This window comes from Brucella pecoris (genome assembly GCF_006376675.1).
Lineage (GTDB): Bacteria > Pseudomonadota > Alphaproteobacteria > Rhizobiales > Rhizobiaceae > Brucella > Brucella pecoris.
Map to the genome: position 1 here is coordinate 59390 of NZ_VEWK01000010.1, position 20772 is coordinate 80161.

Below are 20772 nucleotides of genomic sequence, written 5' to 3' on the forward strand. Positions count from 1 at the left end.
GAAGTATGGTTAATATTTTCTTGCGGCCAGATGCAACCGGCAGTTTCCGGCAGCAATTCTAGTTCTAGCCCTTGGGGGCAAAATGCGGCAGAAACACGGCTTCCCGGCAATGATTGTGGCAAATTGAGCATTTCCAGCAAAAGTGCGAAGCGGCTTTGCGTTAGGATAATGCGACAAAACAAAGAGATAGAGCGGTTCCCCGATTCCGGCTTAACCGGAACCGCTCTATCCATGAAAAAGGCGCGAAACCGGAGCTTCGCGCCTTCACTTTCCGTAACTATGCGCAAATGCGCTATTCGAGCAGCGGCGACCAGGCCGGATCGGATGCATAGTTCGGCGTCTGGATCTGGCGTTCGTTGCGGCCAGTCAGGTCGATGGTGAAAAGCTTCGGACCGCCTGCCCCTGCCGCCTTGCGGAAGAACATCAGCACACGGCCGTTCGGAGCCCAGGTCGGACCCTCATTGTGGAAGCCCGAGGTCAACAGGCGTTCGCCCGAACCGTCGGTCTTCATCACACCGATAGAGAACTGGCCTTGCGACTGCTTGGTGAAGGCGATGAGGTCTCCGCGCGGCGACCAGACCGGCGTGGAGTAGCTGCCATCACCCATCGAAATGCGGCGCGGATTGGAACCATCGGCACCCATGATGTAAAGCTGCGGGCGTCCGCCACGGTCGGAGGAGAAAACAATCTGCGATCCGTCTGGCGAATATGACGCGCTTGTATCAATCGCCTGGCTGTTGGTCAGACGCGTGGTCGAACGATTGCGCAGGTCCATCGTATAGACGTTGGCGCTACCGTCGTCCTGAAGCAGGCTCATCACGACCTTCTGGCCATCCGGCGAGAAGCGCGGGGCGATGGTCATGCCAGGGAAATTGCCGACGAGTTCACGCTGGCCGGTTTCGAGCTGCAGCAGATACACCTTCGGCGAACCGCCTTCGAACGACATATAGGTGACTTCCTGACGGTTCGGCGAGAAACGCGGCGTCAGCGAAATGGCACGGCCGTCGGAAATGTAACGCACATTGGCGCCGTCCTGGTCCATGATGGCAAGGCGCTTTACGCGCTTCTGCGCGGGGCCGGATTCATCGACGAAAACGACACGCGTGTCGAAATAGCCTTTTTCACCGGTCAGGCGCTCATAGATGGCGTCGGCGATGATATGCGCGACGCGGCGCCAGTTGTCCGGCGTGGTGAAAAACTGCTGGCCGATCATCTGCTGGCCACCGAACGTATCCCAAAGGCGGAACTCGGCCTTGAGACGACCATCCGGCTGCTTGGTGATACGGCCCGTGACGAGCGCCTGCGCATTGATGACCTTCCAGTCCTCGAAACGCGGAGCCGCGTCCGGATTGGAAATCTTCTCGATGAAAGCGCCCTTGTCGATCGGTGCGAAAAGACCCGAACGCTCAAGGTCGGCCGCGATAACCGATGTGATATTCGGTCCGAGCTGGTCAGCCGAAAGGAAATCGGTGATGGCGATCGGCAGCGGCTCGATCACACCCTTGTTGATATTGATTTCCACGACGGCGCGCGCCGGCATGGTGCAGACAAGGCTTGCGGCAATCATACACGCGAAAGCCGAAAAGACCGTCCGGATCTTTGTATTGATGATGCCGATTTTCATGTCTTCTGGGACCTCTTTGTCCTTGGCAAGTAAGTTGATTGGCGACCGGAACCCGGTCAGAACATTTCGCTCGGGTCGAAGTTGACGATCACTTCCGACCATGAATCATATTTGTCGACTGGCAGATTGTACGGCGCGCAGCGTGCGACAGCGCGCTTTGCGCTCTCGGCTGCAGCACGACCCACACCGTCACCGCCACCGCCTGACGTCACCTCCGGAGCGCCCTGAATGGAGCCATCCTGGTTCAGTTTCATCTTGACGGTTACGACCAGCCCCGGCGCGTCAGCCACACCGGCAGGCACGTTCCAGCACTTCGAAATCGCTCCGCGCAGTGCGTCCATTTCGCTCTGGCTGAGCTTAGCGCCGCCAGTATTCTTCTTGCCGCCAAGCGAAGCCTGATCGGTGGAGCGCTTGGCGCCGCCGCCTGCTGCCTTCTGCTTGTTCAGAAGGGCTGCAACCTCATCCACAATCGCATCGTTTTTCGATTTCGAAGTCTGAGCGGCGTTCTGCGTCGGCTTCTTATCTTCCGTCGGCTTGCGATCCGGCGTCTTCGCGGTCTGTGCCTGTGGCGGCTTCGGCTTGGCGTCGGGCGCGGGAACCTTGTCCGGCAGCTTCGGCGCCTCCGCGTCAGGGGCTTCCGCCTGCTTGTCGATAGCTTCGGCCACCGGATCAGGCTTCACTTCCTGCTTTTCTTCCGGCTTGGCCTGCACTTCCGTCGCTGGAACCGGCGTCGGTTTGGTCTCGGGCTTCTGTTCCGGTTTCGGATCAGGCTTCGGCTCCGGCTTCTTCACCGGTTCCGGCTGTGCCTTGGGTTCTTCTGCCGCCTCGATCGGTTTCGCCTTGGCGTCGGGTTTGGGCGGCGTCTGGGTATCGATATCCTGATCGCCGAAATTCTCGGCGTTAGGAACCGTCTGTGGTTTGGTCGTTGGCACGGGCGCCGATTTTTCCTTCATGGGCGCGGTCTTTTCGCCCTGCTGAATTTGCGTCATCGACTCGATCGGCACGATATCAACCGGAAACGATTCCGAATCCTGCACGTCGAAAGCCTTCGGCGAGGAAAACGAAACCACTGCCAGCGCGACCGCAACGGCATGCAAGGCAACAGAAGATGTCAGGCCAGCCTTCATGATGGCGTCAGCTATCCTGCTCCTGGAGTGTCACAAGGCCGATATTCTTGAAACCGGCGGCGGAAATGCGGGCCATGACTTTCATGACGGTGCCGTAATCGGCAGCCTTGTCACCACGCACGAAAATGCGCTCTTCATAGCCCGTCTTGGCGATGGCCTGGAGTTTCGGCACCACTTCGTCGATCGGAACTTCGGTTTCCTGCAGGTAGATCTTGCCTTCGCTGTTAACCGAAATGGTGATCGGCTGCGTATCGGCATTCATGGCCTTTGCCTGCGTGTCAGGCAGATCAATCGGCACACCCACAGTCAGAAGCGGGGCGGAAACCATGAAGATAATAAGGAGAACGAGCATCACGTCGACGAACGGCGTTACGTTGATCTCGCTCATCAATGCGGGTTTACGACCGCGCCTGCGGCGCCCGCCCGACTGCATTCCCTGATTTCCTACCGACATGCCCATTGCAAGATTCCCGAAGGCTGAAATTACACTCGATGCTCGAAGCCGCTTAGTTGCGCGGCGTCAGCTTCTCATCAATTTGGCGCGACAGTATGGCGGAGAACTCGTCCGCAAAGCCTTCGAGCCGTCCACCGATCTTGCCCGCGTCCGACGACAGCTTGTTGTAGGCAATAACGGCAGGAATAGCGGCGAGAAGACCGATAGCCGTTGCCAGAAGCGCTTCGGCGATACCCGGCGCCACAACGGCAAGACTGGTGTTCTTGGAAGCAGCGATTGCCTGGAACGAGGTCATGATACCGACAACCGTACCGAACAGCCCGATGAAGGGGGCAGCAGAACCGATGGTCGCCAGAAAGCCCAGACGTGAGTCAAGCTTTTCACTTTCACGCGCCAGCGCGACGTCCATGGCCTTGTCGATACGCATCTGGAGACCGATGGGCGAGCGAGCGCCCTTCTCGAATGACTTCTTCCACTCGCGCATCGCGGCCATGAATATGGATGCCATGCCGGTGGTGCGGCGTTCCCCGAGATTGCGATAGAGTTCTTCAAGCGACTGGCCGGACCAGAACGTCTGCTCGAAGCGATCAATCGCGCGGCGCGCCCGTCCATAAGCAATCGTCTTGTCTACGATGATAGCCCAGGTCCAGATCGAGGCGAACATCAGGCCAAGCATAACCAGCTTGACGACCCAGTTCGCCTGCATGAACAGGCCCCAGAGGGTAACATCGGCGGCGGGAGCCGCTAACGCAACATTTTCCATCGATCTATCGTCCTCGAATCCAAACGCCCGGCCACATGACCGGGCGGTATCGCAAATCCGTTACTCAACGCCTGAAAACAGACGCTCCAAACCTGCGCAGCTTTTCACTTGAAGCCGTACCTGCCCGACGAGCGGTCGACACTTCGCACCGCAACCGCCATTTCCGGATTTCAACTTTAAATCCATCAGGCGCTTGTTACGGTTAATTTTGGTGAAAGGAAGGCGCTGCGCTGTCAGCCAACCTCTCAACCGATTCCGTCAGGGTGATTAATGGAATATTATGGTTAAAGATGCGTTAGCATTTGCCCAGATAGGCATATTTGCCAGTAGAGCGCGGAATTCGCATCGAACACGCCAGCGGAGATAGTCCGTGGAGCTGTCCTGAACTCAATCCTTGCGACTATCGGTAAAGGCTTCCCGCCACTCATCGGGAATGCGGCGCGGATGACCTGCCTTGGTTATCATCACTGCTTCGACCCGCGCTTCCGAAAGCAGGCGTCCGTCACAGGTTATATTCTGCGCCATGATGACCCGTGCGCCCCGAATTTCGCTTACACGCGTTTCGACCAGAATGAGATCGTCCATCTTCGCGGGCGATTTGTAATCAATCTCCATGCGGCGAACGACCCAGACCATTTCCTCGCCAAGCGCGCCCTCGGCGAGCTCGATATGATGAACGTCCTGTAGACGCAAAAAGTCCGTGCGTCCGCGTTCGTAGAATTCGAGATAGCGACCGTGATAGACGAAGCCGGAGAAATCCGTATCGGCATAGTAGATACGTGCATAGAGCAGATGCGCGCCGTCTTTCAGTTCGCCAGACATGGCAGCCCGCGCCAATTGTTCCTGTCGTTCCGTCATTCGTCTTCCATGAAGAGGCCGTATTGCGACTGCTGGATGATTTCAGCAGGTGCAGCCAGCCCCATATGTTGCCAGGCAAGCGCAGTTAGAACCCGTCCGCGTGGTGTGCGCTGCAAAAAGCCCTGCTGGATCATATAGGGTTCGATAATGTCTTCAATTGCATCACGCGGCTCTGACAGACCGGCAGCGATGGTTTCGATCCCCACCGGCCCACCGCCGAAGTTGCGCGCGATTATATCGAGATAGCGCCGGTCGAGTTGATCCAGCCCGCGATTATCCACTTCCAGACGCGACAGCGCCTCATCGGCGATCTTCCGGTCTATGACGTCGGCACCGGCGACCAGCGCGAAATCACGCACGCGGCGCAACAACCGTCCGGCAATACGCGGTGTGCCGCGTGAGCGACGTGCAACTTCCAACGCGCCATCTGGAGAAATGCCCATCTGCATGATGCGCGCACCACGCCGCACGATATATTCCAGTTCCTCGACCGTATAGAAGTTGAGCCGTACCGGAATGCCGAAGCGATCCCGCAACGGCGTGGTCAAGAGGCCCAGACGGGTTGTTGCCGCAACGAGTGTAAACTTGGCGAGATCTATCTTCACCGAACGCGCGGCAGGCCCCTCTCCAATGATGAGATCGAGCTGGAAATCCTCCATGGCCGGATAAAGGATTTCTTCCACAGCCGGGCTCAGGCGATGAATTTCATCGATGAACAGGACATCGCGGTCTTCCAGATTGGTGAGGAGCGCCGCCAGATCGCCCGCCTTGGCAATGACCGGGCCGGATGTGGAGCGGAAATTGACGCCCAACTCCTTGGCCATGATCTGCGCCAGCGTTGTTTTGCCGAGACCCGGAGGGCCAACGAAAAGGACGTGGTCAAGCGCCTCGCCCCGCACTTTGGCGGCTTCGATGAAGACCTTGAGATTGGCGCGCGCCGCCGCCTGCCCCACGAAATCGTCGAGCATTTGCGGGCGCAGCGTATTGTCTTCGTCCACGCGTCTATCTGCATCGATAAGAGGGTTGCGGTCGCTCATGCCTCCCTCCTCGCATGAACATCCCGCCGAGACAAGGTAATCACCGCGACAATTCCTTCAGACCGAGACGGATCAGCTTGGCCGAATCAGCATCCTCGCCCGCTTCTTTCAGCGCTGCAGCAACGGCATTGGCAGCCTGATCGCGCGAATAGCCAAGATTGGAAAGCGCCGACACCGCATCGGCAACGGGAGCCGGAGCCGCGCCCGCGCCAAGTTCCTGCTTGAGCCCGATCGTGCCGCTTGCCTCTCCGGCAAAGGCAGGCGCCTTGTTCTTGAGTTCAGTCACAATGCGCTCTGCCACCTTCTTGCCGACGCCCGGCGCGCGCGAAACCATGGCAATGTCGCGCAACGCAATCGCATTGGCGAGTTCCGACGGCGACAGCGTACCCAGTACCGCCAGCGCTACCTTGGCGCCGACGCCCTGAACGTTCTGCAGCAGGCGGAACCATTCGCGCTCGAGCTGATTGGCAAAACCATAAAGACGGATCATGTCTTCGCGGACATAGGTTTCGATGAACAAAATGGCCGCCTCGCCCGCGCCACCGAGATTCCCCAGCGTGCGCGCCGAACAAAACGCAACATAGCCGACGCCATGCACATCGATGACGGCATGATCCTCGGCAATTTCATCGATCATGCCCTTAAGCTTGCCGATCATTCTGATCCCTACCCTGCTAACAACGCCTGCATCCGGCGGGCGCTTACAATGCTTTGGCGATGATGGGCGTGGCAAATGGCGATGGCCAACGCATCGGCTGCATCGCTCGTATCGAACGACGCGCGCGGCATCAGCACTTTCACCATCATATGGATCTGCTGCTTTTCACCATGCCCGACTCCGATCACAGCCTTCTTGACGGCATTCGGCGCATATTCTGCAACGGGTAGTCCGACCTGCGCCGGAGCCAGCAGTGCGATGCCGCGCGCCTGGCCAAGCTTGAGTGTCGCCGTTGCGTCCTTGTTGACGAAGGTGTGTTCGACCGCTGCCTCATGCGGCATATATTCGTGCAGGACTTTGGAAAGCCCTTCATGCAACTGACAGAGGCGCGATGCCAGATCCATCTCGGCATTCGAGGTCACGGTCCCCGAGCCGATAAAATGCAGCGAATTGCCCAGCGATTCGACAATGCCCCAGCCGGTACGGCGGAGCCCCGGATCAATACCAATGATGCGAATCGTTTCTTTCATAAGCGAACCCTATCCTCAGACGGATTCACTTGACAGCAGAAAAGTGAACAAAAGAGAAACATACGCCGCGAAGAGCGCATATGATCCGTTGTTATGAAGCGCCGAAAGCAGTCTTCAGCAATACGATCTGCTCAGAAACCGGATTGCCACGCGGAACGCCCTGCAGCGAAACAACTTCACCGTAAACTTCGCGGTCCATGCGGCGCACGCGTGCCTGAAGGCGCATGGAACGGTCAATGAGTTCCATGAATGCGGCGGGCAGCTCAGACCAGCCCTGGGCGACTTCACCCGCCGACGGCGTGTCGAGACGCACCTTGGCCTTTTCGGCAGAGACCTGCTGACGGGTCATTTCACCGCTGCGCGCCGCACGCTGCAGCAACAGCCAGGAAGCGATCTGCATGAGGCGCGTGGTCAACCGCATCGATTCGGCGGCATAGAGCGTCGCAGCCACGCGGGAAAGATTGCGCGCGTCCTCACGGCCTTCGCCGTCGAGATAGCTTGCCGCTTCCTCGACCATATCCATGCCTTCGGCGTAGATCGGCTTGAACGAATCCGAGAAGACCATGCGCTCCGCGAGGCTGATCATATTGCTCGGCATCTGGCCCTGTTCGCTAATCACTGCTCTGCCACCTTGCATGACCGCCGGGATCGGCGGCCCATTCCGTTGCCGTATTCGTCCAGTGGGATATGCCAGACGGATACGAATGAAACCATTGAACCGCTGTTCGACCATGGGGGAGGCTGAGACGGAACAGCTACGCTAAACAAGTCCACGATAAACTGCACCTTCATGCACCGTCGCGCAAGTTTATGTTTAACATTCGGTTAACATTTTCAGAGGCTTTTGATGAAAGCCTGCAACAAAGCATGTCCCCCGAAAGGGGAAACCGGTTTTGGGGCAAGGACATGCGTGAAAAAGATTAAAGCGTGTCGTTTGAATGTGACAAAGCGCGACACGCTTTAGAACAGATGGGCAGTCGTTCCGTTCCGCCCCCTGCATGCGAGATCAATATTTTCCCGGTGCGCAGCAAAAAGCGCATAAAAAAAGAGCCGCAATGGCGGCTCTCAGGAGTTTAACAGGGAGGCGTCAAACAGAGTGGCTAAACCACTCGGTAAGAATCCAGCCGAACTGGATGTAAACCATTTAACATTCTTAAGATTAATGAATGGTTAATTTCCGCGCAGCGCTGTGGATAATCTCGCGCATTCCGGCGCTTTTCACCCAAAGAAAAGCCGCCTCGGAACTGTTCCGATAGGGCCGATCGTTAGTGTCAGTAGCGCTGCATAGCGGGCTTTGAGCTCGAGGCAACCTGCATCTTGACGGGTTCGGCAGCAGGAACGGCGGGCTTTGCCGAAGCGACGGTCCCCTTCTTGCTCCAGCCGATGGTCGGCAGCCACTCAAGATAGTAGGCCAGCGCAAACTGCATAACGATGCCGGTTGCGATCAGTAGCGTGTCGTAAGGCAGGCCGCCCGGATTAACAAGCTTCATCACCTGGGCGACCATCGCCAGCAGCGTGCCGGCAATAAAGACCGGCAGCGAATGCTTGCCGAGAATGGCCAGTGGATTATCCGGCGCAGTCCGGGCAATGTTGTTCAGCGTCGGGACGACGGCAATGAGATAGGCAATCGCCAGCACGTGCAGCAGGCGCGGGCCTGACAGGAAGGTCTTGTCGAAGCCGGTGAGGACCATCGGCATGCCCATCGATGCATCGACGCCCCAGAGCGGAATGCGGACCCAAGCCAGTGCCAGCACCAGATAGCCGACGGCAAGACCGATGAGCAGCGGATGCTTCGGCAGCTCACCACCGCGGCGCACATGCATCACACCCGCGATTCCGATCGCAAACAGGAACTGCCACGACAGCGGGTTGAGGAACCAGACGCCTTCGGTCGGATAGTTGATCGGCGCGACGTGATAGAGACCGGACAGGAACCAGACCGTGCCGGAAACGCCGAGCATGAGCGGCAGGCTGATGCGCGCCAGCAGGAGCAGGATCGGCGTGAGAACCAACATCACGGCATACATCGACAGAATGTTGTTATAGCCGAGCTGGTGACCCATTGTGACGATGCCGAACAGCGCCTCGACCGGATGCTTGACCAGCGGAGCAATGTTGATCTGTGTCAGGAGTTCCGAGCGCTTCAGGAATATGGCGGCCGCAGCGAAAATAGCGATGGTCGCCATGGTCGTCATGATATGCGTCGTATAGAGCACGCCAGCGCGGCGCCACATCTTGAGCGACAGAAGCAGGCGGTTGCCGGGGGCGAACTTCGATCCATAGGCAAGCGCCACGGCCATGCCGGAAATCAGCACGAAAGCTTCAGCCGAATCGGAGAAGCCGAGATTCTTGTGCGTGAAATGCTCGTAGATCGTGCCGGGCACATGGTTGATGAAGATCGTTAGCAGCGCGAGCGCACGGAACACGTCAATGCGTGTATCACGCATTTTCGTCGGTTGTGCGGGCATCGCTTCTCTAGCGGTCGCAATGTTCATTTACCAGCCTGCCTATCTTTGAAGGAAACACCTGCACTTGGGCCGAAACCCTGGATTGCGGGGCGTTCCAATCTTCTTCGTGTCATTCCAGATGGGTGTCCGGAACAGTTTCACACGTTTTTCCGGGGCGTTCAGTGCCCGTTATCGGTGTGAGTTATATACGCTTTAATCCCGGCAGAACCGGGTTGGTTCCGATCAACTTTCGTTCCAGTGGATAACATTATGCCAGCTCGGACAGATGTGAGCCTGAGAGTGTTTCGCCAATGAATACTTGCCGAAGCCCGGTCGCCTCGCATAAATGCGGCAAAACAAATAGATAGAGCGCTGCTTCCGTTTCCGGTAAACACAATGCTTCTATCGCCCGAATTCCATCACGTTTATCCCGTTAGGCTTGGCTCATGAACACGCCCGCTCACAAGACTGAAACCGAACGCTGCCGCATCGTGCTGGTTGCGCCTCCGCTTGCCGACGGCGCGGCTCTCGCAAAGCTTTTGACGGCTGCGCTCTCGGGCGGCGATGTTGCAAGTGTCATCCTCGACACCGGCGACCTCGACGAAGCCACCTTTCAGGCCACGGCCGAAAAGGCCGTCCCCATCATTCAGGAAAACGGCGCCGCCGCGCTTATCCTGAATGACACGCGCATTGCTGGACGGGTCGGGGCTGACGGCATTCATATCGAAGGGAAGGTCGCCGATCTGGCTGAGGCAATTGAAAAACATACGCCAAAGATGATCGTCGGCACCGGAAACTTCCGCGACCGTCACGGCGCGATGGAAATCGGCGAATTGCAGCCCGACTACGTTTTCTTCGGCAAGATCGGCGCGGACAACAAGCCGGATGCCCATCCGCGAAACCTGTCGCTGGCCGAATGGTGGGCGCAGATGGTGGAAATCCCAAGCATCGCACAGGCCGGAGCCTCGCTGGAAAGCATCATTCCCGCAGCCGAAACCGGCGCGGATTTCGTCGCGCTCGGTCGCGCCGTCTTCGACGCCGAAGACCCTGCGAAGGCTGTTGCGGAAGCCAACCGGCTTCTCGATGAGAACGCGCCACGCTTTGAAAACTGACCCCTTCATCAAGGTCTTGCTGATGCCCATGAAGAACAAATTTCTTCTCGCTGCTGCTTTGACATTCGCACTGCCCACCCTGCCCGTTCTGGCTGCAGGCGAGCCGGTGCACGGTCAGAAGAACAGCCATCAGGACAAGAAGGCCGATAAACCGGCCAAGCCGGTGATGTTGCCGCAACCGGCAACCACGGAGCCGATGCCGCCCATCGATCAGAGCCGCTTCGGCGACAAGCCGGCGGACGAGGCTTTCGGCGCGTTTCAGCGCGGGCTTTATCTGACTGCCTTCAACCTTGCCAAGCCGCAGGCTGAAAAGGGCGACGCCGCTTCGCAGGCACTCATCGCGGAAATTTACGCGCGTGGTCTTGGCATTCCCGCCAATCAGAAACTGGCGGCCAAATGGTACGAAAAAGCAGCCAATAACGGTGTTGTCGAAGCGCAATTCCGCTATGCGGCGCTTCTGCTTCAAGGCACCTATGTCACGAAGGACCCTGCCGAGGCCGAAAAACTGATGCAGAAAGCTGCTGAAGGCGGCAACGCCATGGCACAGTTCAACTACGGCCAGATGTTGATGGTGAAGACGCCGGGCAAGCCGGGTATCGATCTCGCCTTCCCGTGGTTCGAGAAGGCAGCCGAGGCGAAGCTGGCCGATGGACAATATGCACTCAGCCAGATTTACGCCAATGGCACCCCCACCATCCCCCGCGATGACAAGAAGGCGCGCGTCTATCTGCTGCTTGCAGCCGCACAGGGTTACGATACGGCGCAATTCGATCTGGGCCGCTGGCTGATCGAAGGGCGCGGCGGCGACCGCGATTACGAACAGGGCTTCGGCTGGATGCGCCTTGGTGCGCAGCGCGGCATGGTCATGGCACAGGCATGGCTCGCCCGTCTCTATCGCGACGGCATCGGCACCGATGGCGATCTCGTCAAGGCAGCGGCCTGGTATATCGTTGCCCAGCGGGCCGGTTTCCGTTCGCCTGACCTCAATGACATGATGGACGGACTGGCTGACGACCAGATCAAGCAGGCCATAGAAACCGCCAATAATCTGCGCGTTCGCTGATTTTCGGGCGAATTTTATGGCTGGACCAGCTCTCTTTTCGTGCTCAGGCTTGCGCAGAGCGCCGTTTTATGGTCTTGAGACGCCGATTATCGTGGTTCGAGTATAAGGCAGGTGCGCAATCTCCGGAATGAAGCCGGACGGTTGCCTTTTCGTCGTCATACGTTGGACCACACATGGTTTCACATTTTCATTCCGGATCAAGCTCATGAAGATCAATGGTAACGAAATCCGTCCCGGCAATGTCATCGAACATGCTGGCGGCCTGTGGGTTGCGGTCAAGACCAATGCCGTCAAGCCTGGCAAGGGCGGCGCCTATAATCAGGTTGAACTGAAGAACCTTATCACCGGCACCAAGCTCAACGAACGTTTCCGCGCCGCTGAAACAGTCGAGCGCGTTCGTCTGGAACAGAAGGATTTCTCGTTCCTTTACGAACAGGGTGAAGCGTTGATCTTCATGGACACCGAATCCTACGAACAGCTTGAGCTGGCCAAGGATTTCGTCGGCGACCGCGCAGCTTTCCTGCAGGACGGCATGATGGTCACCGTCGAACTTTACGAAGAAAAGCCGATCGGTATCCGTCTGCCGGATCAGGTTACGCTTGCCATTACCGAAGCCGATCCGGTCGTAAAGGGTCAGACCGCCGCTTCATCCTACAAGCCGGCTGTGCTTGAAAACGGTATCCGCATCCTGGTTCCGCCGTTCATTGCATCCGGTGAACGCGTGATCGTCGACACCAACGAACTGACCTACGTCAGCCGCGCCTGACCTGCACACTATCTGCGGCGTCCACGGACGCCGCATGTCGCAAAGATTGCGACCGTTCTTTCTCAGATCGCTCAATTCCTCGACCATCCGCCGAACATGGTACCAAACATGTTTCTGGCTGGATGTTCGACCTTCTGTTTATAACTAACTGCGTGATCCCCTTAAAAATCCACGCTTCGGGATCGTGCTTACAAGGACAATGAAATGGCCCGCTCAGCCCTTCTCAACGTTATGGTCCAGGCCGCTATGAAGGCCGGCCGCAGCCTCGCTCGTGATTTTGGCGAAGTCCAGAATCTTCAGGTTTCTCTCAAGGGCCCCGGCGACTACGTCAGCCAGGCAGACCGCCGCGCCGAAAAAATCGTCTATACGGAATTGAGCCGCGCCCGCCCGGACTACGGCTTCCTGATGGAAGAATCCGGCGAGGTTGAATCCAAGGACGGACAGCACCGCTGGCTGGTCGATCCGCTCGACGGCACCACGAATTTCCTGCACGGCATCCCTGTTTTTGCTGTCTCCATAGCTCTGGAGCGTCAGGGGCAGATCGTCGCCGGCGTCATCTACAATCCGGCCATGGACGAGCTTTACACTGCAGAACGCGGTGGCGGCGCATTCCTCAATGATCGCCGCCTGCGCGTCGCATCGCGTAACAAGCTGGTCGATTCTGTCATCGGCACTGGTATTCCGCATCTGGGCCGCGGCCAGCACGGCCATTATCTGGTCGAACTGCGCAATGTCATGGCAGAAACCGCAGGTATCCGTCGCATGGGCGCTGTCGCGCTTGATCTCGCCTATGTTGCAGGCGGTCGTCTGGACGGTTTCTGGGAAGACGGCATGCATCCCTGGGATCTTGGTGCGGGCATCCTGATGATACGTGAGGCCGGTGGTTTCGTATCGGACAAGAATGGCGGACAGGATATGTTCGCCAATCAGACGATCGTCGCCGGAAACGAGGCCATTCACGGTGCGCTTCTCAAGACGATCAAGAAGCCGATCTGATCGAAGCAGGGTTTGAAATCGGTCCAGTGGACTGATTTCCCTGCATAGCCGTTCCACACTTTTCGGTGGACGCTCTTATTCAGGCATTACCGACTTTTCAAATCAGCGCGTCGTGTGAAAGCGATGCGCTGAAGCATTTTTGCCTTCATTTTTTCGTATCCAGACGATTCCGCTTCACGAATTAATGAAGTAGGCTCCTGTTCAAACACGCGACCATGGAGCGCAGCGCATGAGCGATTTGAGACTTTCCCGGGAACGTCTGGATGAGGGGCGCGATTTCGACCCTTACCGCCTGTCAAGCCCGCGTATCGTCATTCTCTCCATGGTGATCTTCATCATTATCGTGGCCTTTCTGGCAGCGATCCTGATGCGACAGATCCACACTTTCTTCATCACCAATCCCGGTCTCAACGGGCTTATTCTCGGTGTTCTGCTGGTCGGCATCCTGCTCGCCTTCGGACAGGTGCTGCGGCTTCTGCCGGAAATCCGCTGGGTCAATTCCTTTCGCGACGGTGACCGCGACGGCACCACACGTCCGCCGGTGTTGCTTGCGCCGATGCGCGCCCTGATCGGCCGCCGCCAATCCATGGCGCTTTCCACCGTGTCCATGCGCTCTATTCTCGATTCGATAGCGACACGCCTTGATGAAAGCCGCGATATATCGCGCTACCTGATCGGGCTTCTGGTCTTTCTCGGCCTTCTCGGCACCTTCTGGGGCCTTTTGGAAACGGTCGGCTCCATCGGGCGCACCATCCAGACGCTCGATCCCAGTTCGGGTAGTACCGGTGACGTTCTCGATGCGTTGAAAGCAGGCTTGCAGGCTCCGCTTTCCGGCATGGGTACGGCTTTCTCGTCTTCCCTGTTCGGCCTTTCCGGCTCGCTGATCCTCGGCTTCCTCGATCTTCAGGCTGGTCGCGCGCAAAACCGCTTCTATACGGAACTCGAAAACTGGCTTTCCTCCGTTACCGATCTTGGTTCCGATGTTGGCGCCGACCAGAACGGTGGCACGGAAGAAATCCGCGTCCTGGCCGATCGGCTGCAGAACCTGCATGGCGGCGATGCCTCCACGCAGCGCACCACGGCAGCGCTCGCCAACCTCGCGGAAGGCATACAGGGCCTCGTCAAGAACATGCGCAGCGAACAGCAGATCATGCGTGACTGGGTGGAAAAACAGGCCGATGAGCAGAAGGCCATCCGCCAGACACTCGATCGTCTCACCAAGGCTATCGGCGAGCGCTCACACGACCGCAAATCCGATCGCACGGACAAGGCGGAGTAAGCCGCCATGTCCCTCGCCCGCAACCGCCGTACCCAAAGGCACGTCGATTATTGGCCCGGCTTTGTCGACGCCCTGACGACGCTGCTGCTCGCTATCATGTTCCTGCTCACCGTCTTCGTGCTGGCGCAGTTCCTGCTCAGCCGTGAAGTGAACAACAAGGACAGCGTGCTTGCGCGCCTCAACAGCCAGATCCAGGAATTGACGCAGCTTTTGTCGCTGGAACGCAGCAATTCACAGGATATGCAGGACACCATAGCCAATCTGCAAGCGTCCCTATCAAGTACCGAGAGCGAGCGTTCGCGTCTGCAAAGCCTTTTGAACGAAGGCAGTGGCGCGGGTGCAGCGGTTGAAAAGCGCGCTGGTGAACTATCCGAGAGCCTCGACACCGAAAAGCAGGTCAGCGCCCGCGCACTCAGTCAGGTGGAGTTGCTGAACCAGCAGATTTCGGCTCTTCGCCGCCAGATCGCGGCGCTTGAAGATGCGCTCAATGCTTCCGAAAGCCGCGACCGCGAATCGAACGCCAAGATCGCCGATCTCGGCCGCCGCCTGAATGTCGCGCTGGCGCAGCGCGTGCAGGAGCTGAACCGCTACCGTTCCGATTTCTTCGGGCGCCTGCGTGAAATCCTGTCAGACAAGGAAAACATTCGCATAGTCGGTGACCGTTTCGTCTTCCAGTCGGAAGTTCTTTTTCCGACTGGCTCGGCAGATATCAATCCAGCCGGTCAGGACGAGATGAAGAAACTTGCCGATGCGGTAAACCAGCTCAATCAGGAAATCCCGGATGACATCAACTGGGTGCTGCGCGTTGACGGCCACACGGACGATGTGCCTCTGGCTGGCACCGGACGTTTCCGCGACAATTGGGAGCTTTCATCGGCCCGCGCAACTGCCGTGGTCAAATTCCTGATCGCCAATGGCGTCCCGGCCAACCGGCTCGTAGCGGCAGGCTTCGGGGAATATCAGCCGCTCGACGCCTCCGACACTGCTGATGCCCGCGCCAAAAACCGCCGCATCGAGCTGAAGCTGACCGAGAGATAGAGCGGTTCCAGTTAAAACGGAATCAGTAGAACCGCTCTATCCTTTTGTTTTTACGCATTATCCTACGCAAAACCGCTTCGCACTTTTGCTGGAAATGCTCTAGCGGGAGGGCAACGCCCTCCCCGTTCATTTGGCAGAGAAGGCTCCTGCACCTGCCTCAAATTGCAGCTTGGCGAGACGGGCATAGATACCGCCCTTCTCGACAAGGCTTTGATGTGTGCCCTCTTCGACAATATGGCCCTGGTCGAGTACCAGAATGCGGTCGGCCTTGAGCACGGTTGCAAGCCGGTGCGCGACCACAAGCGTCGTGCGATCCGCCATCAAACCGTCCAGAGCCTTTTGCACAAGCATCTCGCTTTCGGCATCAAGCGCTGATGTGGCTTCGTCAAGGAGCAGGATGGGCGCAGCACGCAAAATTGCCCGCGCAATGGCAATGCGCTGGCGCTGACCGCCTGAAAGCGTTACGCCGCGTTCGCCAACTTCCGTGTCATAGCCCTTGTCGAGCGCCATGATGAAATCATGCGCAAGAGCCGCTTTTGCCGCCGCCACGATCTCTTCGTCACTCGCTCCCGGCCTGCCGAAAGCAATATTCTCGCGTATGCTGGTCGCGAAAATCACAACATCCTGCGGCACGGTCGAGATGCGCGCGCGAACGGCCTGGGGATCTGTATCGGGCAAGGCCACACCGTCGATCAGGATCTTGCCGGACTGCGGGTCGTAATAGCGCATGACCAGCGCAAAGATGGTGCTTTTGCCGGCACCCGAGGGACCAACTATCGCAACCGTCTCGCCCGGCTTCACAGTGAAGCTGACGCCGTTGAGCGACGGTGCATCCGGTCGTGTCGGATAGGAAAAATGCACGGAATCGAACACGATCTCGCCGCGCGGTGGCATTGGCATGGCAACTGGCCTGGCTGGCGCGGCAATGCCCGGCTGTTCGTCCAGAATTTCGACAAGCCGTTCCGTCGCACCTGCCGCTTGCGCAAGCTCACCGCCCACTTCCGACAAGGCGCCGAAGGAACTGCCCGCGAACACCGCATAAAGCACGAACTGACCCAGAGTACCGGCCGTCATCGTACCCGCCAGCACATCACGCGAACCGAACCAGAGCACGGCCACGATGCTGGAGAAAATCAAGAAAATGGCGAAAGCCGTCAGGACTGCACGCGCCTGAATGGAGGAACGCGCCGCCTGAAAGGCCTTTTCCACCGCATTGCCAAATCGCCCAACCACCATGTTCTCGTTGGTGAAGGCCTGCAGTGTGCGCATTGCACCAATCTGCTCACTGGCATAGGCATTGGCACGGGCAAGCATGTCCTGTGTCATGCGGGAGCGGCGACGCACGGAGCGCCCAAAGGCGATCAGCGGCACGACAATGATCGGGATAGCGGCGATAACCAACGCGGAAAGTTTCGGGCTCGTCACAACCATCATCGCCAGCGCGCCAACACCCAGAATCATGTTGCGCAGCGCCACAGATGCCGTAGCGCCGACCACCGACTTGATCTGCGTCGTGTCGGAAGACAGGCGTGAAACAATTTCGCCTGACTGCGACCGGTCGAAGAATTCCGGCGAAAGTGCCGTCACATGCGAAAAGACCGCATTGCGGAGATCAGCCACCACCCGCTCGCCAAGCGATATCACGAAGAAATAGCGAAGACCCGATGCCAGCGCGAGTACCAGCGCCAGCATCACGAGCATGCCGAAGTAATTATTGACGAAGATGGCGTTCGAACCGGTAAAGCCATGATCGATCATGCGACGCAGCGCGACAGGTACCGCAAGGGTCGTCATCGCCGCCAGAACCAGCGAGAAAAGCGCGCCCGCAACCAGCCCCTTATAGGGTGCCAGAAACGGCATCACTCTCTTCAAAGGTGTCAGCCTGCGACGTTTGCGACTTTCTTCTGCAGTCAATTCGTGATTCATATCAATTTCAGTATCTCGGTCGGCCATTCTTATGATTGCGCCCTTGTTATTGCCGTGCGCCTGATGTATAGGCTCGGCAACCCTTTTGGAAGCCGTTGCCTGTAGGTAATGGGTCTTCATATCTGCCATTGGGCGAAAGTGCCGCAGTTTTGATAGTCAAAGCTGCGCTTTTCTCCCCAGACTTTCAGGATTGAGAAGATGCAAGCCAATATCCATCCCGACTACCACACCATCAAGGTCGTGATGACCGATGGCACCGAATACACGACCCGTTCGACCTGGGGCAAGGAAGGCGATACGATGAACCTCGATATCGACCCGACCACCCATCCGGCTTGGACGGGCGGTTCGCAGACCTTGCTCGATCGCGGCGGTCGCGTTACGAAGTTCAAGAGCCGTTTTGGCAATCTCGGTATCTAATTCGATATTGCATTTGGTTGAAAAGCCCCGCTTCGGCGGGGTTTTTTATTGTCTGATTTCCTACTCGACGAGACACAAAAAATCCCGGACAAAGCCGGGATTTTTCAGAGTTAGAGCGGCTCCAGTTAAAACGGAATCAGTAGAACCGCTCTATCCTTTTGTTTTTACGCATTATCCTACGCAAAACCGCTTCGCACTTTTGCTGGAAATGCTCTAACTCCAAGAACCAAATCAGGCGCTCAGTTTTTCCATGACTTCGTCGCTGACTTCAAAGTTCGTGTAGACGTTCTGCACGTCGTCATCGTCTTCAAGCGTATTGAGGAGCTTGAGAACGGAACGCGCCTTTTCCTCGTCCAGTTCGGTATTGGTCTGCGGCTTCCAGATCGTCTTGATCGATTCGGCCTCACCGAGGGCAGCTTCCAGAGCCTTCGACACTTCGCCAATATCTTCAAAAGCGCAGATGATAACGTGTTCTTCCTCACCGGACTGAACGTCGTCGGCACCAGCTTCGATAGCTGCTTCCATCACCTTGTCAGCGTCGCCGACGGAGGTCTTGTAGACGATCTCGCCAACCCGGTCGAACATGAAGGACACCGAACCGGTTTCGCCCAGTGCACCACCCGACTTCGTAAAGGCTGCGCGCACATTCGATGCCGTGCGGTTGCGGTTGTCCGTCAGCGCTTCGACGATGACCGATACGCCACCGGGGCCACGGCCCTCATAACGCACTTCGTCATAGTTCTCGCCGTCATTACCTGCGGCCTTCTTGATGGCGCGCTCGATATTGTCCTTCGGCATGGACTGCGCCTTGGCGTTCTGGATTGCCAGACGCAGACGCGGGTTCATCGTCGGATCAGGCAGACCCTGCCTGGCCGCAACGGTGATTTCGCGCCCGAGCTTGGAAAACATTTTCGACCGCACCGCATCCTGACGGCCCTTGCGGTGCATGATATTCTTAAACTGTGAATGGCCGGCCATGGCACCCCTGTTCTGTTTAAAATGCTGTGCACGGAGAAAGCGTCACGCATGAAACAGAGATCAAGCAGAGAAGGGCCGCAAGCGGGCCACAGTGCTTTCCGTGCAGAATGGCGGCGTTATAAGGAATTCAGGCCCATTCGTCCAGCAAAAGCGCCGCCAACATCGATTCTCTGTCAATAAAAGCAATATCGCTCGACCCGTCAGGCAAAGCAGATTATCTATAAATTCATGATTCAGCCCGCCCAGAACACCCCAAGCGAAACCATCGCAGCCCGTATCAGCCGCATTCTCGCCGACCGCATTATCGCGGGCGAAATCGAGCCCGGCGCGAAACTGCGACAGGATCACATTGCCGAAGAATTCGAGACCAGCCATGTGCCGGTCCGCGAAGCCTTCCGGCGGCTGGAGGCTCAGGGACTTGCCGTGTCAGAACCACGTCGGGGCGTGCGGGTTGCGTCGTTCGACATCGGCGAGATCAAGGAAGTGGCGGAGATGCGGGCCGCTTTGGAAGTGCTGGCGCTGCGCCATGCCGCACCGCACATCACGCAAGCAACGCTCGATGCCGCCGAACAGGCCACACTGGAAGGCGACAAATCACGCGATGTCAGAAGCTGGGAAGACGCCAACCGCCGCTTCCATCGGCTCATACTCGAACCATGCAACATGCCGCGTCTGCTTGCAGCCATCGACGATCTCCACGCTGCCAGCGCCCGGTTTCTCTTCGCGACATGGCGCTCGGAATGGGAAACCCGCACTGATCACGATCATCGCGCCATATTGCGGGCGCTGCGTCAGAACGATGTCGAAAGCGCGGTTACGATTCTCGCCCGGCATGTGCAATGGATTGGACATCGCCCGGTCAAGACAGCATCGGGCAAGACGCGCGATTCGTTTGCGATTGTCGGCTGACGCCATCGCAAACGCACCGCTCCTGTTTTCATTGCTCTCAATATTCACGTGCATTCCAAGCTGCGGGATTGGCCTCCTGCGCGTGACACCCACAGCAACATGCCGTTCAGGTTGCACCACCTCTTGCGTTTATCGTCGGGGACGCTAAGAAGATATAGATCGAATTTCAATTTTATCTATAATTTGAGGAAGCCATGACGACCATCACGCAGACGCGTCCATCCTTCAGCCCGCTCAATCTGGAATCCCGTTCCCCTGCGATGCGCCTTGCCGCCGTCGCCTTTGGCACGCTGGTTCTCGCCATCTCGTCGCAGATTGAAGTTCCGATGATTCCGGTTCCGATCACGCTGCAGACCCTGATCGTTCCGCTGATCGGTGCGCTCTATGGCTGGCGTCTCGGCATGGCCACTGTTCTGGCCTGGCTCGGCGAAGCCATGCTCGGCCTTCCGGTTCTTGCAGGCGGTGCCGGTGGTCTTCCGCATTTTGCAGGCCCGACCGCAGGCTATCTCGTATCTTTCCCGATTATCGCCGCCCTGACTGGCTACCTGGCCGAACGTGGCTGGAACGGTAACCGCGTCGGCCTCGCCTTCGTCTCGTTCCTTGCTGCCAACGTGATCTGCCTCGCTCTTGGTGCGGTCTGGCTGTCCAGCATCATCGGTGTCGAGAAAGCAGTTGCCTTCGGCGTAACACCATTCCTCGCCGGTGCCCTCATCAAGTCGGCCCTTGGTGCTGCGATCCTCAAGGCTATCGCCCGCGACGGCAAAGCCTGATCGCCCAGGTGACGGCC

Annotated in this window: 21 protein-coding genes; 9 read left to right on the top strand and 12 right to left on the bottom strand. The window is 57.9% G+C overall.

The window, feature by feature from the left end; translation table 11 throughout:
• Positions 1–292: 292 nt before the first annotated feature.
• From tolB to FIB18_RS17545, 10 genes are all read right to left on the bottom strand, one after another.
• On the bottom strand, positions 293–1624 hold the full coding sequence (gene tolB, locus FIB18_RS17500; RefSeq protein ID WP_140021932.1) for a Tol-Pal system beta propeller repeat protein TolB: 1332 nt from the start codon (positions 1622–1624) through the stop codon (positions 293–295).
• A 56-nt stretch (positions 1625–1680) separates the two neighbouring features.
• A complete protein-coding gene (locus FIB18_RS17505) occupies positions 1681–2751 on the bottom strand; it encodes a hypothetical protein (protein ID WP_140021933.1) in 1071 nt (356 codons plus the stop codon).
• Between the two features lie 7 nt (positions 2752–2758).
• Entirely contained in the window at positions 2759–3211 is a 453-nt protein-coding gene (gene tolR, locus FIB18_RS17510; protein ID WP_140021934.1) for a protein TolR, read from the bottom strand.
• A 46-nt stretch (positions 3212–3257) separates the two neighbouring features.
• Positions 3258–3968 carry a protein TolQ gene (gene tolQ / locus FIB18_RS17515; protein WP_105542654.1) on the bottom strand — a complete coding sequence of 237 codons (711 nt, stop codon included), beginning with the start codon at positions 3966–3968 and terminating at the stop codon, positions 3258–3260.
• 387 nt (positions 3969–4355) lie between these two features.
• The gene (locus tag FIB18_RS17520) at positions 4356–4826 is read right to left on the bottom strand and encodes a YbgC/FadM family acyl-CoA thioesterase (RefSeq protein ID WP_140021935.1); all 471 of its coding nucleotides are present in this window, start codon (positions 4824–4826) and stop codon (positions 4356–4358) included.
• Entirely contained in the window at positions 4823–5863 is a 1041-nt protein-coding gene (gene ruvB / locus FIB18_RS17525; protein WP_140021936.1) for a Holliday junction branch migration DNA helicase RuvB, read from the bottom strand. The genes FIB18_RS17520 and ruvB overlap by 4 nt, the downstream gene beginning before the upstream one ends.
• 40 nt (positions 5864–5903) lie before the next feature.
• Entirely contained in the window at positions 5904–6521 is a 618-nt protein-coding gene (gene ruvA / locus FIB18_RS17530; protein ID WP_140021937.1) for a Holliday junction branch migration protein RuvA, read from the bottom strand.
• 8 nt (positions 6522–6529) lie between these two features.
• Positions 6530–7051, bottom strand: a complete 522-nt coding sequence (gene ruvC / locus FIB18_RS17535; protein WP_140021938.1) for a crossover junction endodeoxyribonuclease RuvC — start codon at positions 7049–7051, stop codon at positions 6530–6532.
• Positions 7052–7142: 91 nt separating this feature from the next.
• Positions 7143–7649 carry a protease adaptor protein RcdA gene (gene rcdA / locus FIB18_RS17540; RefSeq protein ID WP_140022061.1) on the bottom strand — a complete coding sequence of 169 codons (507 nt, stop codon included), beginning with the start codon at positions 7647–7649 and terminating at the stop codon, positions 7143–7145.
• A 673-nt stretch (positions 7650–8322) separates the two neighbouring features.
• Positions 8323–9546: an OpgC family protein gene (locus FIB18_RS17545; RefSeq protein WP_140021939.1), complete on the bottom strand. Its 1224-nt coding sequence runs from the start codon at positions 9544–9546 to the stop codon at positions 8323–8325.
• 398 nt (positions 9547–9944) lie between these two features.
• On the opposite strand from FIB18_RS17545, the gene FIB18_RS17550 reads away from it, so the two are divergent.
• From FIB18_RS17550 to FIB18_RS17575, 6 genes are all read left to right on the top strand, one after another.
• Positions 9945–10610 carry a thiamine phosphate synthase gene (locus FIB18_RS17550; protein WP_140021940.1) on the top strand — a complete coding sequence of 222 codons (666 nt, stop codon included), beginning with the start codon at positions 9945–9947 and terminating at the stop codon, positions 10608–10610.
• Positions 10611–10638: 28 nt separating this feature from the next.
• Positions 10639–11673, top strand: coding sequence for a tetratricopeptide repeat protein (locus tag FIB18_RS17555; RefSeq protein WP_140021941.1), 1035 nt, complete (start codon positions 10639–10641; stop codon positions 11671–11673).
• A gap of 205 nt (positions 11674–11878) precedes the next feature.
• Positions 11879–12439: an elongation factor P gene (gene efp, locus FIB18_RS17560; RefSeq protein WP_140021942.1), complete on the top strand. Its 561-nt coding sequence runs from the start codon at positions 11879–11881 to the stop codon at positions 12437–12439.
• Between the two features lie 204 nt (positions 12440–12643).
• Complete coding sequence (locus FIB18_RS17565; RefSeq protein WP_140021943.1) at positions 12644–13435, top strand: inositol monophosphatase family protein; 792 nt, start codon at positions 12644–12646, stop codon at positions 13433–13435.
• A gap of 229 nt (positions 13436–13664) precedes the next feature.
• Complete coding sequence (locus FIB18_RS17570; protein WP_140021944.1) at positions 13665–14714, top strand: MotA/TolQ/ExbB proton channel family protein; 1050 nt, start codon at positions 13665–13667, stop codon at positions 14712–14714.
• Positions 14715–14720: 6 nt separating this feature from the next.
• Positions 14721–15752 carry a peptidoglycan -binding protein gene (locus FIB18_RS17575; protein ID WP_140021945.1) on the top strand — a complete coding sequence of 344 codons (1032 nt, stop codon included), beginning with the start codon at positions 14721–14723 and terminating at the stop codon, positions 15750–15752.
• Positions 15753–15878: 126 nt separating this feature from the next.
• On the opposite strand, the gene FIB18_RS17580 is transcribed toward FIB18_RS17575, so the two are convergent.
• On the bottom strand, positions 15879–17807 hold the full coding sequence (locus tag FIB18_RS17580) for an ABC transporter transmembrane domain-containing protein (RefSeq protein WP_174977449.1): 1929 nt from the start codon (positions 17805–17807) through the stop codon (positions 15879–15881).
• A gap of 69 nt (positions 17808–17876) precedes the next feature.
• On the opposite strand from FIB18_RS17580, the gene rpmE reads away from it, so the two are divergent.
• The gene (gene rpmE, locus FIB18_RS17585) at positions 17877–18098 is read left to right on the top strand and encodes a 50S ribosomal protein L31 (protein ID WP_105542665.1); all 222 of its coding nucleotides are present in this window, start codon (positions 17877–17879) and stop codon (positions 18096–18098) included.
• 231 nt (positions 18099–18329) lie between these two features.
• On the opposite strand, the gene FIB18_RS17595 is transcribed toward rpmE, so the two are convergent.
• Positions 18330–19076 (bottom strand): YebC/PmpR family DNA-binding transcriptional regulator, encoded by a 747-nt coding sequence (locus FIB18_RS17595; protein ID WP_140021947.1) that lies wholly within the window; start codon positions 19074–19076, stop codon positions 18330–18332.
• 228 nt (positions 19077–19304) lie between these two features.
• Here FIB18_RS17595 and FIB18_RS17600 point away from each other — a divergent pair, with 228 nt between their 5' ends.
• Both FIB18_RS17600 and FIB18_RS17605 read left to right on the top strand, forming a co-directional pair.
• Positions 19305–19985, top strand: a complete 681-nt coding sequence (locus tag FIB18_RS17600; RefSeq protein ID WP_140021948.1) for a GntR family transcriptional regulator — start codon at positions 19305–19307, stop codon at positions 19983–19985.
• A gap of 194 nt (positions 19986–20179) precedes the next feature.
• Entirely contained in the window at positions 20180–20755 is a 576-nt protein-coding gene (locus FIB18_RS17605; RefSeq protein WP_140021949.1) for a biotin transporter BioY, read from the top strand.
• Positions 20756–20772: the final 17 nt, after the last annotated feature.